This is a genomic window from Acidovorax sp. ACV02 (genome assembly GCF_014851475.1).
Lineage (GTDB): Bacteria > Pseudomonadota > Gammaproteobacteria > Burkholderiales > Burkholderiaceae_C > Acidovorax > Acidovorax delafieldii.
In genome coordinates this window covers 29004-45264 of the sequence record NZ_JACUZU010000006.1, presented here as the reverse complement: position 1 = coordinate 45264, position 16261 = coordinate 29004, and the positions used below count along the sequence as shown (strand labels likewise).

Annotated in this window: 15 protein-coding genes; 4 read left to right on the top strand and 11 right to left on the bottom strand. The window is 63.8% G+C overall.

Annotation, left to right across the window (positions count from 1 at the left end; genetic code table 11):
* Window positions 1-301: 301 nt before the first annotated feature.
* The 5 genes from phbB to IB236_RS15020 form a co-directional block, all read right to left on the bottom strand.
* Window positions 302-1039 carry an acetoacetyl-CoA reductase gene (gene phbB, locus IB236_RS15040; RefSeq protein ID WP_056062618.1) on the bottom strand — a complete coding sequence of 246 codons (738 nt, stop codon included), beginning with the start codon at window positions 1037-1039 and terminating at the stop codon, window positions 302-304.
* Window positions 1040-1291: 252 nt separating this feature from the next.
* On the bottom strand, window positions 1292-2074 hold the full coding sequence (locus tag IB236_RS15035; protein WP_056062613.1) for an EAL domain-containing protein: 783 nt from the start codon (window positions 2072-2074) through the stop codon (window positions 1292-1294).
* Window positions 2075-2155: 81 nt separating this feature from the next.
* Window positions 2156-3595: a methyl-accepting chemotaxis protein gene (locus tag IB236_RS15030; protein WP_225581177.1), complete on the bottom strand. Its 1440-nt coding sequence runs from the start codon at window positions 3593-3595 to the stop codon at window positions 2156-2158.
* Window positions 3596-3772: 177 nt separating this feature from the next.
* Complete coding sequence (locus tag IB236_RS15025) at window positions 3773-4951, bottom strand: acetyl-CoA C-acetyltransferase (protein ID WP_099730200.1); 1179 nt, start codon at window positions 4949-4951, stop codon at window positions 3773-3775.
* A 70-nt stretch (window positions 4952-5021) separates the two neighbouring features.
* Window positions 5022-6722, bottom strand: a complete 1701-nt coding sequence (locus IB236_RS15020; protein WP_192421348.1) for an alpha/beta hydrolase — start codon at window positions 6720-6722, stop codon at window positions 5022-5024.
* Between the two features lie 123 nt (window positions 6723-6845).
* Here IB236_RS15020 and IB236_RS15015 point away from each other — a divergent pair, with 123 nt between their 5' ends.
* Window positions 6846-7187, top strand: a complete 342-nt coding sequence (locus IB236_RS15015) for a hypothetical protein (protein WP_192421347.1) — start codon at window positions 6846-6848, stop codon at window positions 7185-7187.
* Here IB236_RS15015 and IB236_RS15010 read toward each other — a convergent pair.
* From IB236_RS15010 to IB236_RS15000, 3 genes are all read right to left on the bottom strand, one after another.
* The gene (locus IB236_RS15010; RefSeq protein ID WP_192421346.1) at window positions 7107-8012 is read right to left on the bottom strand and encodes a polyphenol oxidase family protein; all 906 of its coding nucleotides are present in this window, start codon (window positions 8010-8012) and stop codon (window positions 7107-7109) included. The two genes, IB236_RS15015 and IB236_RS15010, sit on opposite strands and share 81 nt — an antisense overlap.
* Window positions 8009-8677 (bottom strand): maleylacetoacetate isomerase, encoded by a 669-nt coding sequence (gene maiA, locus IB236_RS15005; RefSeq protein WP_121942964.1) that lies wholly within the window; start codon window positions 8675-8677, stop codon window positions 8009-8011. The genes IB236_RS15010 and maiA overlap by 4 nt, the downstream gene beginning before the upstream one ends.
* 111 nt (window positions 8678-8788) lie before the next feature.
* Window positions 8789-9244, bottom strand: a complete 456-nt coding sequence (locus IB236_RS15000) for a MarR family winged helix-turn-helix transcriptional regulator (protein WP_043566498.1) — start codon at window positions 9242-9244, stop codon at window positions 8789-8791.
* A gap of 121 nt (window positions 9245-9365) precedes the next feature.
* Here IB236_RS15000 and IB236_RS14995 point away from each other — a divergent pair, with 121 nt between their 5' ends.
* The 3 genes from IB236_RS14995 to IB236_RS14985 all read left to right on the top strand — a co-directional run bounded on the left by IB236_RS14995 (window position 9366) and on the right by IB236_RS14985 (window position 10972).
* Complete coding sequence (locus tag IB236_RS14995; protein ID WP_192421345.1) at window positions 9366-10061, top strand: fumarylacetoacetate hydrolase family protein; 696 nt, start codon at window positions 9366-9368, stop codon at window positions 10059-10061.
* A 117-nt stretch (window positions 10062-10178) separates the two neighbouring features.
* Window positions 10179-10730 (top strand): NUDIX hydrolase, encoded by a 552-nt coding sequence (locus tag IB236_RS14990; protein WP_015014179.1) that lies wholly within the window; start codon window positions 10179-10181, stop codon window positions 10728-10730.
* Window positions 10731-10738: 8 nt separating this feature from the next.
* On the top strand, window positions 10739-10972 hold the full coding sequence (locus tag IB236_RS14985; RefSeq protein WP_056062597.1) for a DUF1737 domain-containing protein: 234 nt from the start codon (window positions 10739-10741) through the stop codon (window positions 10970-10972).
* Between the two features lie 55 nt (window positions 10973-11027).
* On the opposite strand, the gene IB236_RS14980 is transcribed toward IB236_RS14985, so the two are convergent.
* The 3 genes from IB236_RS14980 to ligA form a co-directional block, all read right to left on the bottom strand.
* Window positions 11028-11435 carry a hypothetical protein gene (locus tag IB236_RS14980; protein WP_056062595.1) on the bottom strand — a complete coding sequence of 136 codons (408 nt, stop codon included), beginning with the start codon at window positions 11433-11435 and terminating at the stop codon, window positions 11028-11030.
* A 245-nt stretch (window positions 11436-11680) separates the two neighbouring features.
* Window positions 11681-13975 (bottom strand): transglycosylase domain-containing protein, encoded by a 2295-nt coding sequence (locus IB236_RS14975; protein WP_192421344.1) that lies wholly within the window; start codon window positions 13973-13975, stop codon window positions 11681-11683.
* Window positions 13976-14093: 118 nt separating this feature from the next.
* Complete coding sequence (gene ligA, locus IB236_RS14970; protein WP_056745046.1) at window positions 14094-16247, bottom strand: NAD-dependent DNA ligase LigA; 2154 nt, start codon at window positions 16245-16247, stop codon at window positions 14094-14096.
* Between the last annotated feature and the right edge of the window lie 14 nt (window positions 16248-16261).

Genomic DNA, 16261 nt, shown 5'->3' with positions numbered 1-16261 from the left:
CACAGGAGTTTTCCACCATGAATACCACCGCAATCTTGTCCGCTTGGCCCGAAGACGAACGCGACCGTAAGCGCGCACCGGCCCCCTTCTAAAGCGCTGCGGCCTTGCCTCTGTTGTGTAGCCTCACAGTGCACATCAAGCATAAACCATACCAAGGCATGAGAAATGTGGCCACATTGGCTCCATATTTCTCACGTGGACCATAGCAAGGTCGGAGTTAACCTCCGCAATTCTTGCAAGTCCCAACAAAAAACCCCGCAGATGCGGGGTTTTTTGTTGGTCCAAAAGGACGGAACAGCCTCTAGCCCATGTGCAGGCCGCCATTGACCGAAAAGTCTGCACCGGTGGCGTATCCGCCCTCTTCCGAGGCCAGCCATGCGATGATCGACGCAATCTCGCTGGGCTCACCCAGGCGCTTGACAGGCACCGTGGCGACAATCTTTTCCAGAACATCCGGACGGATTGCCTTGACCATGTCAGTGCCGATGTAGCCTGGGCTTACCGTATTGACGGTGACGCCCTTGGTGGCCAGTTCCTGCGCCAGGGCCATCGAGAAGCCATGCATGCCCGCCTTGGCGGCGGAATAGTTGGTTTGCCCCGCCTGACCTTTTTCGCCGTTGACGGAGCTGATGTTGATGATGCGGCCCCAGCCCTTTTCCACCATGTCAGACACCACCTGTTTGGTGACATTGAACATGCTGTTGAGGTTGGTTTCGATCACGGCGTCCCAGTCTTCGCGCGACATCTTGAGGAACATGCGGTCGCGTGTGATGCCAGCGTTGTTCACCAGCACGTCAATGGTGCCGTGCTCTGCCTTGGTCTTGCCAAAGGCTTCCACGGTGGAATCCCAATCACCCACATTACCGACCGACGCATAAAACGTGTAGCCCAGGGCCTTTTGCTCTGCCAGCCATTTGGCGTGGTCCCGTGTCGGGCCGCAACCAGCGATGACTTTGAAACCTTCCTTGTGCAGGCGCTGGCAAATGGCGGTACCGATGCCTCCCATGCCACCGGTGACATACGCGACTTTCTGGCTCATGTGATTTCTCCTTGTTAGTGATTGGCTCAGGACCCACTCTACCGAAGAAATTGGGCACCGCCGTGAAGGAAAACACTGAAGCCCTTTCCTTTTTGACATATCCACATGCGTCACACAGCTGACGCGAGGTACGCTTAGCGACGCGTCACCGGCGTAGCGCCTGCAGATGCACCAAATGGAGGCAGCGGATTGGCTGCTGTGGACTGCGGCACCCCCGCAAGGACTGGCTTGAAATGCAGGCGCTGTGTTGCGCTAGACGTGCCGTGGCGCCAGCGGCAAGGATTCCCATCCCGGCTTGGCGAACAGATAACCTTGCTGGTAGCGAACGCCCACCGAACTCAGGTAGGCGGACTCAGCCGAGGTTTCGATGCCCTCCGCCACAATGTCGATGGACAACCGTTGGCAGACCAGCGCAATGCCGCACACGATCGCCTGTCGCACGGGGTCCTGATCGATGTTGCGAATGAGCTCCATATCGATCTTGAGCACATGCGGCTGAAATTGCACCAGCATGTTCAGCCCCGCGTAGCCCGCACCAAAGTCGTCGATGGCCGTAATGAGGCCCTGGCGCCGGTATTCATTGAAGATGGACTTCAGGTGTGCACCATTGCTGACCTGCTCGCCCTCCGTCACCTCGAACATGATCCGGTTGTGCGGAAAATCGAACTCTTCAGCCGCCTCCATGGTGGCGCGGATGCAAGTCTCGGGCCGATACACCGCATTGGGCAGGAAGTTGATGCTCAGTCGGCAGTCTGGCAGGCTGGCGAGCCCCAGGCGCGACGCTAGTTCAATGGCCTTGACGCGGCACGCTTGGTCAAACCGGTAGCGGTTGGTGTCATCCACCCACGACAGCACCGTACCAGCCGACTCGCCATCCACACCGCGTACCAGCGCTTCGTAGGCGAACGGACGATCCAACTCCAGATCCATGATGGGCTGGAACGCCATCGTGAAGTCGAACGGAAGCTGCGTCTTGTCACGACAGGATTGGCAGCCCACAGGTTCGAAGGGTTGGGCAAAAATGGTCACTGTCATGGAGAACCATGGTAACGCATCATTACAAAGCTGCAGCCTCGTGTTGCTACGTAGACCATAGCCCCAACGCGGCCCCAGCGACTAAAGCACGAAGACCGCCACCGCCTCGGCCAGCCGGTCGGCTTGGCCTTTGAGGGTCGCGGCGGCTGCAGCCGATTCCTCCACAAGAGCGGCATTTTGCTGCGTCATCTGATCAAGCTGGCCCACCGACTGATTGACCTGCGCTATGCCCGAGGACTGGTCTCTGGCTGCAGTATGAATCTCACCCATCATCGCGCTCACACGCTGGACCGATCTCACAATTTCGGCCATGGTACGGCCGGCATCATCAGCCAATAGTCCTCCCTGTGACGCCTTTTGCACCGATGCGCCGATCAAGCCCGAGATCTCGCGGGCTGCTTGTGCCGAGCGCTGCGCCAGCCCCCGCACTTCGGTGGCGACTACTGCAAATCCGCGCCCCTGCTCACCAGCACGCGCAGCCTCCACAGCCGCATTGAGGGCAAGGATGTTGGTCTGAAATGCGATGGAGTCAATCACTCCTGTGATGTCAGCAATGCGAGCTGAGCCTTCGTTGATATCACGCATGGCCCGCACCACTTCGCCCACCACGTCCCCACCGCGCCGGGCTACCCCTGCGGCCGACACCGCCAGCGTGTTGGCCTCGGCGGACGCAGCGGCAGTCTGCCCCACGGTGCCTGTCAACTGTTCCATGCTGGCAGACGTGGCTTGCAAACTACCGGCAGCATGTTCGGTGCGTACAGACAGGTCTTGCGCTCCGCTTGCGATTTCTTCGCACGCCACTGCCATGCCGGCTGCGGCCTGCTGCACGGTAGCTACGGTCTGATGCATCCGGTCCAGGGCATCCTTCAGCGCCCGCCCGCCTGGCGTGTGAACTGACAAGCGTGACATGTCCAACATGATGCGGTCACCGTGCGCCAGCGACGCCGTCAGACGTCGCAGCTCGGTGGATTCTTGAGCCGTCCGGCCCATCTTCACGGCCAGGATGACCTCCAACACCGTCTGGATCACCACGTACAGCGCATGCAACATCACCTGGCCCAGGTCAGGAGCGGTAATGCAGTACAGGCCAACCCCTGCCGCCTGAAGCCGATCAAACACAACATGGTGTACGGCGAACAATGCCGCAGCCCAAACAATGGGCCGCCAGTCCAGATACACCAGTAGCAGCGCCAGCGTCACGAAGACACCGAAATGGAACTCCAGCATGCCGCGAGCCAACTGGATATGCAGTGCAACCAAGCTAACCTGCACAAACGACAACACAAGACGCGATGCCAGCGTGCCCGGAGCCAAAGCATAGGCCACAGCGGCAACCGCACCCAACAGCAAAACTGCCGTCAACGCCAGCATCGAATCCACAAACTGCAAGCCCAGCGCAATGGCTGCCAGCGAACTCAGTCCAATAGCTGCCAAGATGACCCGGTCACCGAGCAAAGCGCCTGGGACCGGACCAGCTGCACGTTCTGAGAAATCCGCGGGGGGCGCAGAAAAAATGGACATAGAGATCAAAAATTAACCGTTATGTATTAATTGTAAACTATTTGGTAATTTTGTGACTATTCATTTCAATATTCGACTGGACAAAAAAAGGGCCGCATGTCAATGCGGCCTTTTTTTGTCGCCTGCTGCCCCGTCAATCAACAACCAGCCAGGGCAGTCCTGGCCGAGGCTTTGAGGTTAACGCTCTACAGCCAGCGACACACCCATGCCACCACCGATACACAGCGCGGCCAGGCCCTTCTTCGCGTCACGGCGCTGCATTTCGTGCAAGAGCGTGACCAGAATGCGGCAGCCCGACGCGCCGATGGGGTGGCCGATGGCGATGGCGCCTCCGTTCACGTTGACCTTGGCGGGGTCAATGGCCAGTTCCTTGTTCACAGCGCAGGCCTGTGCGGCGAAGGCTTCGTTCAGCTCGAACAAGTCCACATCGGCGGCGTTCCAGCCTGCGCGCTGCAAGGCCTTGCGCGAGGCCGGCACGGGGCCCATGCCCATGGTGGCAGGGTCCAGGCCGCTGGTGCCAAAAGCGGCGATGCGCGCCAGGGGCTTGAGGCCAAGGGCCGCTGCCTTCTTGGCGCTCATCACCACCACAGCGGCGGCGCCATCGTTCAGGCCCGATGCGTTGCCGGCGGTCACGCTGCCCGCCTTGTCAAAGGCGGGGCGCAGGCCGGCCAGGGCTTCAGCGTTGGTCTTGCGGTTGAGGTACTCGTCGGTGTTGAACAGGATGGGGTCACCCTTCTTCTGAGCCAGGCTCACGCCGACGATTTCATCGGCGAACTTGCCAGCATCTTGTGCAGCAGCTGCCTTTTGCTGGCTGGCCAGGGCCAGTGCGTCCTGCATGTCGCGGGTGATGCCGTACTGCTTGGCCACGTTTTCAGCCGTGATGCCCATGTGGTACTGGTTGTACACGTCCCACAAGCCGTCCACGATCATGGTGTCGATCAGCTTCCAGTCGCCCATGCGCTGGCCGTCGCGCGAGTTGGGCAGCACGTGCGGCGCCAGACTCATGCTCTCCTGGCCGCCGGCCACGACGATCTCGCTGTCACCCCAGGCCACAGCCTGGGCGGCCAGCATGACCGCCTTCAAACCGGAGCCGCACACCGCGTTGATGGTGAGTGCAGGGGTTTCCTTGGCCACGCCCGCCTTCATGGAGGCCTGACGCGCGGGGTTCTGGCCCACGCCAGCTGCCAGCACCTGGCCCATGATGACTTCGCCGATCTGGTCGGACGAGAGACCTGCGCGCGCGATGGCTTCACGGATCACGATAGCGCCGAGTTCGGTCGCAGGCGTCTTGGCCAGCGAGCCACCAAACTTGCCCACAGCAGTGCGAGCGGCAGAAACGATGACGATGTCTTCCATGGAATGTCCTTGTAGTGGTGAGTGGTGGTTCAGTGATTCTCGCAGCGCCAAAAGTCAGGACTTTTGCGTATCAGGCTTTCTGCTTGACATAGCGGCCGGGCGCGGGCTCGATGGCCTTGAACTTGGTGCCTTTGCCATAGGCCTTGGGCGCGGCAATCTGTTTGCCCGCATGGCTCTTGAGCCAGCCTGACCAGTCGGTCCACCAGCTGCCGGGGTGCTCGGTAGCGCCTTCCAGCCATTGGTCCAGCGTGCCTGGGAACTTGCCGTCGGCGCGGGTCCAGTGGCTGCGCTTGCCCTTGGCGGGTGGGTTGATCACGCCCGCGATGTGGCCTGAGGCGCCCATCACAAAACGCTTCTTGCCCGGCAGCACCTGGGTGGACGCATAAGCGGCCGTGGCGGGCACGATGTGGTCTTCGCGCGAGCCGTAGATGTAGACAGGCAGGTCGAGGCTGCCCAGGTCCAGCTTTTCGCCGCACACGGTGAGCTTGCCCGGCTTGACCAGGTTGTTTTCGAGGTAGAAATTGCGCAGGTACCAGGCGTAGAACGGGCCGGGCAGGTTGGTGCTGTCGCTGTTCCAGTACAGCAGGTCAAACGGCGGCGGCGTTTCGCCCTTGAGGTAGTTGCCCACCACGTAGTTCCAGACCAGATCGTTGGGTCGCAAGAAGCTGAAGGTGGACGCCAGGTCCTGCCCCTTCATCAGCCCGCCATGGCCCATCTGCATCTCGCGGAACTTGACGAAGGCTTCATCAATGAACACGTCCAGAATACCCGTGTCGGTGAAGTCAATCAGCGTGGTGAGGAAGGTGGCACTGGCCACGGGCTCGTCGCCGCGCGCTGCCAGCACCGCCAGCGCATTGGACAGGATGGTGCCGCCCACGCAAAAACCCAGCGCGTTGATCTGCTCGGCACCGGTGATGTTCTGCACTACGTCGATGGCGGCCATGGCGCCATCTTCCACGTAGTCGTCCCAGGTCTTGTGGGCCAGGCTGTCATCAGGGTTGCGCCAGCTCACCACGAAGGTGCGGTGGCCTTGTTCCACCGCGTAGCGGATCAGCGAGTTCTCGGGCTGCAGGTCAAGGATATAGAACTTGTTGATGCAGGGCGGCACCAGCAGGAACGGGCGCTCGTACACCTTGGCCGTGAGGGGCTTGTATTCAAGCAGCTGGAACAGCTCGTTTTCGAACACCACAGCGCCTTCGGTGGTGGCCACATTGCGGCCTACCTCGAACAGGCTCTCGTCGGTCATCGACACATGGCCCTGCGTGATGTCGTGCAGCAGGTTCTGCATGCCCTTGGCGATGCTCTCGCCCTTGGTCTCGATGGCTTTCTTCTGCGCTTCGGCATTGAAGGCGAGGAAGTTGCTGGGCGCCATGGCTGCCATCCACTGCTCCACGCCAAATCGGATGCGGGCCTTGGTCTTTTCGTCGGCCTCGACCGCCTCGGCCAGCCCCATCAGGGTGCGGGCATTGAGCAGGTAGGCGGCGGCGGAAAACGCTGCCACGGGGTTGCTGGCCCAGCCCTCACCGGCAAAACGTTTGTCCTTGACCTCGGGGGTGCCCTGCAGGCCCTGCGCCCAGAGGTCCTGCGCTTCTTTGAGGTATTGCTGCTGCAATGCCTGCAGCTTGGTTTGCGACAGCTTCAGGGGTGCGGCGGCGGGTACCTGCGCCCCCAGGTCCAGTTTCTGGAACGATTGCAGCGCCTGCGACCAGCTTTGCCCGAAAATCTGCTGGAACTGCTGGGCGCTCTCGGCCCAGGGTGATTCAGAAGTCATGCTCATTCCTCGATGGTTGGTCGCTCACAGCGGCTGGGGCCTGATTTTTGTTTCGCGGGTTCATTGTTGCCCACCGCCATGGTGCATGGCAACGAATTCAACGCTTTCAGTGCACACAAACCAATGTACCTCATCGTCATCGCCTGGACCTACGTCACTCTCATGATGGCGGTGGCCGAGGCCACCAGTCCGCAAGGCACCGTGCTGGGCGCCATCATCACGTTTGCGCTGTATGGCCTGCTGCCCATGGGCATCCTGGTGTACATCCTGGGCACGCCCTCGCGCAAGCGCAAGATCAAGGAACGGGAGGCGGCCGAACAGGCTGCATATGACGCGGAGCAGGCTGCGGCCCGCGTGGCCGATGCGGGAGTCGAGCCGGCAGCGTCAGCCGCGCCAGATGCAGGCTGCAAAGCGCCCGCTGCCGCCGAGGGCGGCGCTGTCACGGCGGTGCGAAAAGAACCTTGAGGCCTGCGTGACGGTGCACCACGGCGGGGTGCTGTTGTTGCCGTAAATGTGCGTGATGCCCATGGCACGCAGCCGCAGCCGGGCCAGCCCTGCCAGATCGCACAGGTACTTGCCCGGTGAGTCGGGACGGGCCACAAAACATGGAGCAGCCGCAGCGCCCAATGCGCCCGGCGCGTCGCAGAACGCTGCACGCACCTCAGCCCCTACCTCGAAAGCTGTGGGGCCAATGCAGGGGCCCAACCAGGCCAGCGTGTGGGCAGCAAGCTCTGAAGCGGCCGGAGAGTCTGGCGCCAATGCTCCGTTTTTGATAGCTACCGAGGCATGATGCACTAGCGCTTCATGGCAAAAATGCTTGAAAACCGCTTCCAACACGCCCTGCCCTGCATGCCCGGCCAGTCCGCGCCAGCCGGCGTGGGCCGCAGCCACCACCTGGCCTGAGCGGTGGGCCAGCAGCACGGGCAGGCAGTCGGCCACCATGATGGTGCAGACGGCGCCGGGTGCGCTGGCCACGCAGGCGTCGGCCTCTGTGCCATCGGGCGTGCTCGCATCCAGCAATACAACGCCGTCGCCGTGCACCTGGTTCAGGAACACCGCGCGGGCGTCCGGGGTGGTGGATTGCAAGGCGGACTGCAAGGTCTGCCGGTTGGCAGCCACCGCCAACGAATCGTCGCCCACATGGGTGCCCAGGTTCAACTGGTCGTACGGTGCGCGGCTCACGCCGCCCGTGCGCGTGGTGCACAGCGCATGCACACCGGGCGGTGCCGGCCAGTCGGGCACCAGCCAGTCTGCGTGCCAGCTTGAGACCGACGATGACACAGGCGTCACGCTTCGTTGTCCGGGCAAGCCGAGGGCTGCGCCTGCTGGAATGCAGGCAGTGCCATGCAGGCGTCAAACACCCCCATGGTGAGTGGCAGGCCGTCCAGACTGACCTTGAAGCGCTGGGCATTGAAGATCTGGGGCACCAGGCAGCAGTCGGCCAGCGTGGGCGTATCGCCCCAGCACAGCACCGAGGGCGCCATGCCCTGCGCTGCGCGTTCTTGCGCCAGCAGCCCCAGCTGCCGCTCAAATGCCTCCAGACCGCCGCGCACCCAGTGGTGATACCAGGCGTTCTTGGCATCCTCATCCACCTTCAGGTCGCGCACCAGGTACTTGAGCACGCGCAGGTTGTTGAGCGGATGGATCTCGCACGCCACCATCTGCGCCAGCGCCCGCACCCGGGCCCGGGCCAGCGGCGTGGAGGGAAGCAAAGCGGGAGTCGGGTGGGTTTCGTCCAGGTATTCGATGATGGCCATGGACTGGGACAGCGCCGTCCCCCCGTCGGTCACCAGCGTGGGCACCAGTGCATCGCCAATGCGGCGCAGGTACTCGGGGTCCTTGTGTTCGCCCTTGACGAGGTGCACGGGCAGGTAGTCATAGTCCAGACCCTTGATCTGCAGCGCGATGCGCACGCGGAACGAGGCAGAGGAGCGGAAGTAGTTGTACAGCTGCATGGAAGAACGGTGCCTGTGATGGGGTCTGTGGAGATACGGAACCGGCGCACCGTGGTGCCAGCACGCCGCAAATGGCAAGCCTCTGGGGCCTGAGAGCGCGGGACGTGCCGGTCAGGCGCCCGAAGTGCCTGCCGGGTCCTGGTGGTTGTATACGACTTTGGAGAGCAGCACCATCAGGTCAGCGCTTTCCTGGGCGGTGAGCGGTGCGGTCAGGCGTTCCTGCACTCGCTGGGCGGCGTCGCGCATCTGCAGGGCGGCCACTTCGCCTTCGGGGGTGATCCACAGCAGCTTGCGGCGGCGGTCGCGGGTGTCGGGCTCGCGGCGGATCCAGCCGCGCTTTTCCAGACGCCCGATCACCGAGCCGGAAGTGGCTGCATCAAACGCCACGCGGGCCGCCAGGGTGACCTGGTCTTCGCCCGGCTGGGCCAGCAGCTCGTGCAGGATGGCGAACTGCACCGGCGTCACGTCGAATCCGGCCGTCTCTTCCATGAAAAGTGCCACTGTCCGCTGGTGGGCGCGGCGCACCAGGTGGCCCGGCGTATTGTGGAAATCGAAGCTCTTTGCCATGGGCGCGAGTGTAGCGCCCCCCAGCAGAGGGTCTGCGCCCATGGCACACTGCCACACTGCGGCGCACACGGTGCTGCGCCCGGCTTTTTGACAGCATTCCCAGAACCATTGAAAGGCAGACATGAGCTACGTGTTTCCTCCAGCCCCCGTGGTCAGCGTGCCCGTGGTGGGCAGCGGCGACCGGTTTCCGGTGCACCGCATCTACTGCGTGGGCCGCAACTACGAAGAACACGCCAAGGAGATGGGTTTCACCGGCCGCGAGCCACCGTTCTTCTTCCTCAAGCCTGCGGATGCCATCGTGGTCGTCAACGCGGGCGAAACCGGGCAACTGCCCTACCCCAGCCTGACCGCCAACCTGCACCACGAGATCGAGCTGGTGGTGGCCATTGGCAAGGGCGGCAAGAACATCCAGGCTGCCGACGCTTTCAGCCACATTTATGGCTACGCCGTGGGCCTGGACATGACCCGCCGCGACCTGCAAAACGACATGAAGAAACAGGGCCGCCCCTGGTGCATTGGCAAGGGCTTTGACGCCAGCGCGCCCATCGGTCCCATCACGCCGGCAGCCCAGGCAGGTGATGTGGCCAATGCGCCCATCTGGCTGCAGGTCAACGGAGCGGACCGCCAGCGCAGCACCGTGACCCAGTTGATCTGGAACATTGCCGAGACCATCGAGCACCTGTCGGCCGCGTGGGAGCTGCAGCCCGGCGACCTGATCTACACCGGCACCCCCGAAGGCGTGGGCGCCGTGGTGCGTGGCGATACGCTCGAAGGCGGTGTGGACGGCCTCACGCCTTTGCGCTTGACCGTAGTCTGAAGACCACCGGGCTGCCCTGCTGCCCGGCCAGGCGAACGCCGAAAACGGTACGATTTTCATAGCTGGTAGCGCATGTTTCACTATCGCTACCAGCCATTCTGACCCTCAAACCCCTGCATGACCTACCGCAGCCCCATCAAACATTGCCGCGCCTGTGGCACCGCCGTGGTGTACCGCCTGCCGGACGACGGCGACACCAAACAGCGTGCAGTCTGCCCCGCCTGCAACACGGTGCACTACGAGAACCCGCTCAATGTGGTGGGCACGGTGCCCGCGCTGCCCGATGGCCGCATCCTGCTGTGCAAGCGCAACATCGAACCCCGCTGGGGCAAATGGACGCTGCCCGCAGGCTTCATGGAGCTGGACGAAACCACGGCACAGGGTGCGGCGCGCGAGACCGATGAGGAAGCCGGTGCGCAGATCGAGATCGGCCCCCTGTTCAGCCTGCTGAATGTGCGCCGCGTGGGCCAGGTGCACCTGTTCTACCGCGCCACGCTGCTCAGCGACCAGTTCAACCCGGGCTACGAGACCATCGAGGCGCGGCTGTTTGCCGAAGACGAGGTGCCCTGGGACGAGCTGGCCTTCCGCACCGTGAAAGAAACACTGGAGTGCTACTTTGCCGACCGCAAGGCGGGCACCATGGGCATGCACTTCATCGACATTGAGTAGGCCCTGCCATGACAGTTGCCACCTCCACAGCATCACCCGTGGCCACCCCACAGGCCAGTGTGCCGCCCGATGGCCTGCCCGCCTACCGCCTGCTCACCGGCCCCGACGACGCCAGCTTCTGCCGCCGCGTGAGCGACGCGCTGGCGCTGGGCTATCGGCTGTATGGCTCTCCTGCGGCCACCTTCAATGGGCAGACCGTGATCGTGGCGCAGGCCATCGTGTGGCCCGGTACGGTGGCCTGACTGCGCGGCCAGCCCATCAGGCCGTGGTCTTATCGCACCTGCCGCGCGCAGCGCATCAAGGCTTGGCAGGAATCACGATGACGGTATTGCCGTCGCCCGAGCTACCGGCACTGCCGGTGTTTCCGGTGTTGCCCTTGCTGCCGGTGTTGCCCGTATTTCCCTTTGCGCCCGTGGCCCCCGTGTCACCCTGGTAGCCGGTAGCCCCCTGCATGCCGGTCGCACCGGTGCTGCCCTGTCCTCCGGTGGCCCCTGTCGAGCCCATACTGCCTGTGGCACCGGTGTAGCCCGTATTGCCCTGGTTGCCCGTGGCTCCCGTCGCGCCGGTGTAGCCAGTATCGCCAGTCTTGCCGGTGTAACCCGTGTTGCCGGTATTGCCTTGCGCGCCCGGAGGGCCCATGGGGCCGGTGCAGGCGCCCAGCGTCAGGGTGGCCAGTACCAGCAAGGTGGTGGTGATTGTTTTCATGGTGAGTCCTTTGGCGTTGCATGCAGTCCAACGACTGCATGCGCCACTGTGCGAGGCACCTCTGGCAGGGTCTGTTCGCTTGCGCGCTTAGTGCGGGCGACAAACGCTGGACGCAGACTTTGGCGACAACGTCCTACACATCGCAAAGCCCCAACCCAGGCAGCCTTGCTGGAAGGCCCCAAGGCAACACCCACCCCATCGCGCCGAAGGCGCTGGTGTCACAGAAGCCCAGAAGACGCAACGGCCTATTCGCCCCCCACCCGGTCTTCCGCAGGCACAGGCGGCGAGACAGAACCCGGTGGATCGATGGTGACCGGCGGCAAACCACCCGCACCCGCAGGCCTTGGCGGCATGCCAGGCACCGGGGGTTGCTGGGGGTCGGTGCGGAACAGCCCCCGGATCCAGTCGCGCATGGTGCTGAGCGAGCTGTCGGGCGGTGGCGGCGGGCTGGTGTCAAACTCATCCACAAACCGGTCGTTGCCGTCGATCACCTTGTTGCGGATGGCCTGCTGCATGAACTCGCCCACCATGGGCAACGCACTGCGCGCGCCCTGCCCCCAGTAGTCGCTGCGCAGCGTGATGCGCCCGTCGTTGAAGCCGGCCCACGCGCCCGCCACCACGCGGGTGTGCATCAGGATGAACCAGCCATCGGTGTTGTCCTGCGTGGTGCCGGTCTTGCCCGCCACATCGGCCTGGATGCCATACCGCGTGCGGATGGCTGTGGCCGTGCCCCGGTCCACGGCACCGCGCATGGTGTTGCGCAGGGTCTGGGCAGCACGGGGTTGGAAGACCTCTTCCGGCACGGGCTTGGCAAAGGTCTCCAGCACCTTGCCGTGGCGGTCTTCGATGCTGGTGATGAGCACGGGCTCCACATAGCGGCCCAGGTTCACGATGCTGCTGTAGGCCGAGATCATCTCCTTGAGCGTGACCGGGCTGGTGCCCAGCGCGAGGGACGGAACCTCCTCCAGCTTGGACTGCCGCACGCCCAGTGCGCGTGCCACTTCGGCCACGCGGGCCGGGCCCACCTGCTGCATCACCTGCGCGGTGATGGTGTTCTTGGACAGCGCGAGGCCATCGGCCAGCGTCATGGGCTGGTCGGTGGGCGGGCCACCGTCGGTGGGGCGCCAGACGCGGCCGCCGCCCAGCGGGATTTCGACGGCGGTATCCATCAGCGTGTCTTCGGGCGTGGCGCCGTTGGCAAACGCGGCGCCGTACACAAATGGCTTGAAGGTAGAGCCCGGCTGGCGGCGCGCTGCCTGCACGTGGTCAAACGGGTCTTGTGCAAAGTCGCGGCTGCCCACCCAGGCCAGCACATGGCCGGTGACCGGGTCTTGCGCCAGAAAGCCCGCCTGCACACGCGTCTTTTCGGCGCGCAGCTTGGCCATGAAGGCGGCGTCATCCATCAGCGCCTTCAGGGCGTCGTCAGGGGTGTCGCCCTTGTCCACGGCTGCGCGGTATTCGGCGCTCTCGCGCACCAGGGTCTGCACCAGCTCGTTCTTGGGGCCCCAGCCGTTGCGCTGCGACCAGGCGGTGTCTGCCACGCCTTGCAATTGCCGGCCCTGCCGTGCCACCGCCTGGTTGGCATAGGCCTGCAGGCGCGAATCGATGGTGGTGCGAATCACCAGACCGTCCGAATACAGGCTGTAGCCCTTGCTGTCGGCCCAGTCGATGAGCTGCTTGCGCAGCTGGATCGCAAAGTGCGGCGCCGGGCCCATCACCTCCGTCTGGCGTTCGAAGTTGATGCGCAGCGGGCGTTTTTGCAGGGTTTCGAACTGCTTGGCATCGAGCTTGCCCCGCTTGACCATCTGCGACAGCACCGTGTTGCGGCGGGCCTGCGCGCGCTCGGGGTTGAGCACCGGGTTGTAGTAGGCCGTGCCCTTGAGCATGCCAATCAGCGTGGCGCTTTCCAGCACATTGAGCTTGTCGGCCGACTTGTCGAAATAGGTGCGCGCGGCCATCTCGATGCCATAGGCGTTGTACAGAAACGGCACGGTGTTGAGGTAGGTCTCCAGGATCTCGTCCTTGGAATACGACGCCTCGATCTTGAGCGCGGTGATCGCCTCCTTGAGCTTGCGCGTGAGCGTGCGCGAGCGCCCGATTTCCTCTGGGAACAGATTGCGCGCCAGCTGCTGGGTGATGGTGGAGCCGCCCTGCGGGTCCCCGCGCAGCGTCAGCACCACCGACGACGCCGTGCGCCGCCAGTCCAGCCCGAAGTGCTTGTAGAAACGGTGGTCCTCGGTTGCTATCAGCGCGTCCACCACGTTGGGCGAGATCTGGTTCAGCTCCACCCATTCGCGGTTGGCCCAGCGGTATTCGGCCAGCAGCTTGCCGTCGGCCGACATGAGCTGCGCCGGCAGCTCGCTCTTGGCCTTGCGGATGTCGCTGATGCCGGGAGTAAAAGGCACCAGCGCCAGCGTGAACACCAGCAGCGCAGCGGGCACCGCCACCACCGTCCACAGCAGCAGGCGCCGCACGGGCCGGGGAACCCAGGCCAACAGGCCCGCCATGCGGGCCCGGAAAGAAAGCAGCCAGTTGTGCATCAATGAATCGCCGGGAGATTGGGGGTCGCTTCAGGACCGCCCCACCAGGGGCTGGTCAGGAAGGAGAAAGGGGAATGAGAACGCGAAAAAAGAGTCGGGCATGGTGCACCGTGCTCCGTCAGACACCCTGGCCTGACAACAGTTCCAGCATGCCGGCTTCGTCGAGCACGGGCACACCCAGTTCCTGGGCCTTGGCCAGCTTGCTGCCGGCTTCTTCGCCCGCCACCACGTAGCTGGTCTTTTTGCTGACGGAGCCCGCCACCTTGGCACCAGCCGCCTCCAGCAGGTCTTTGGCGGCGTCTCGGCTCAGCGTTGGCAAGGTACCGGTCAGCACCACCGTCTTGCCCGCCAGGATCTGCGGAGCGCGCTCGGCCACCGGCCCCTCGGGCCAGGTCACGCCGCAGGCGCGCAGTTGCTCGACCACCTCGCGGTTGTGCGGTTGCTGGAAGAAAGTGTGCAGGCTCTGCGCCACCACGGGGCCCACGTCGTTCACCTCCAGCAACTGCTCCACGCTGGCGTCCATGATGGCGTCCAGTGTGCCAAAGTGCCGTGCGAGGTCCTTGGCCGTGGCCTCGCCCACGTGACGCAGTCCCAGGCCGAACAGAAAACGTGGCAAGGTGGTCTGCTTGGATTTTTCGAGCGCAGCCAGCACGTTCTGGGCCGATTTTTCGGCCATGCGCTCCAGCGCAATCAGCGAGGTCAGGCCCAGCCGGTACAGGTCGGGCAGCGTGCGGATCACATTGGCATCCACCAGCTGGTCCACCAGCTTGTCGCCCAGGCCCTCGATGTCCATGGCGCGGCGCGCGGCAAAGTGCAGGATGGCTTCCTTGCGCTGCGCGGCACAGAACAGGCCGCCCGTGCAGCGGTGGTTGGCCTCGCCTTTTTCGCGCACCACGGCGCTGCCACACACGGGGCAGGCCTTGGGCATACGGAAGTTGGGGACGTAAATCTCGCGAGGAGGGTTTCCGTGATGCCGCTTGACGGGCACACCATCAACAGAAATGACTTCCGTCGCATCCGTGAGTGGGGGCATCACTCCCACGACTTCGGGAATCACATCGCCGGCTCGGCGCACGATCACCTGATCGCCCACCCGCACGCCTTTTTTGCGAATTTCGAATAGGTTGTGCAGCGTGGCGTTAGTGACGGTAACCCCGCCGACAAAAACTGGTGTCAGGCGCGCCACGGGTGTGATCTTGCCGGTGCGCCCCACCTGCACGTCGATGCCTTCGACCTTGGTGGCCATCTCCTGCGCGGGGTACTTGTGCGCCACGGCCCAGCGCGGCTCGCGGGTCTTGAAGCCCAGGTCGCGCTGCAGCTGCAGGGAGTTGACCTTGTAGACGACGCCGTCAATGTCGTACGGCAGCGCATCGCGGCTGGCACCTACCTGCTGGTGAAACGCTACCAATTCAGTAGCACCCACCGCAATTTGTACCTGCGCTGCCACAGGAAAACCCCAGGATTTCAACGTCTGCAGCATCTCGAAATGCGTGCGGAACACGGGCCCACCCTCGGCAGGCGGCGTGATGGCGCCCAGGCCATAGGCAAAAAAGCTCAGGGGCCGCTGGGCGGTGATGTTGGAGTCCAGCTGGCGCACCGCACCCGCAGCCGCATTGCGTGGGTTCACAAAGGTCTTGCCGCCCTGCTCCCGCTGGCGCTCGTTCAGCGCGTCGAAGTCGGCGCGGCGCATGTAGACCTCGCCGCGCACTTCGAGCAAAGAAGGCACGCCGTCGGGCAGGGTCAGCGGAATCTGGCGGATGGTGCGGATGTTGTGCGTCACGTCCTCGCCCACCTCGCCATCACCGCGCGTGGCGGCCTGCACCAGGCGGCCGTTTTCATAGCGCAGGCTCATGGCCAGGCCGTCAAACTTGGGCTCGGCCACGTATTCGATGGCAGGGTCAGCATCCGTCAGACCCAGCTCGCGCCGCACGCGGGCATCAAACGCCTGGGCGCCCGTGGCCTCGGTGTCGGTTTCGGTGTAAATGCTGAGCATGGGCACCGTATGGCGCACGGGGGCCAGGCCCTCCATCACCGCGCCAATCACGCGCTGCGTGGGCGAATCCGGAGTGACCAGATCGGGGTGCGCGGCTTCCAGGGCCTGCAGCTCGCGGAACACGCGGTCGTATTCGGCATCGGGCACGGTGGGCTCGTCCAGCACGTAGTACTGGTGGGCCCAGTGGTTGAGCTGGTCGCGAAGTGCTTTGATTTTGATAGCTGGTTGCGCTTGATCCACTAGCGCTGGAGCCGAAAAAAGATCCAGATTGTCGGTCATGGCCGCACCGGCGC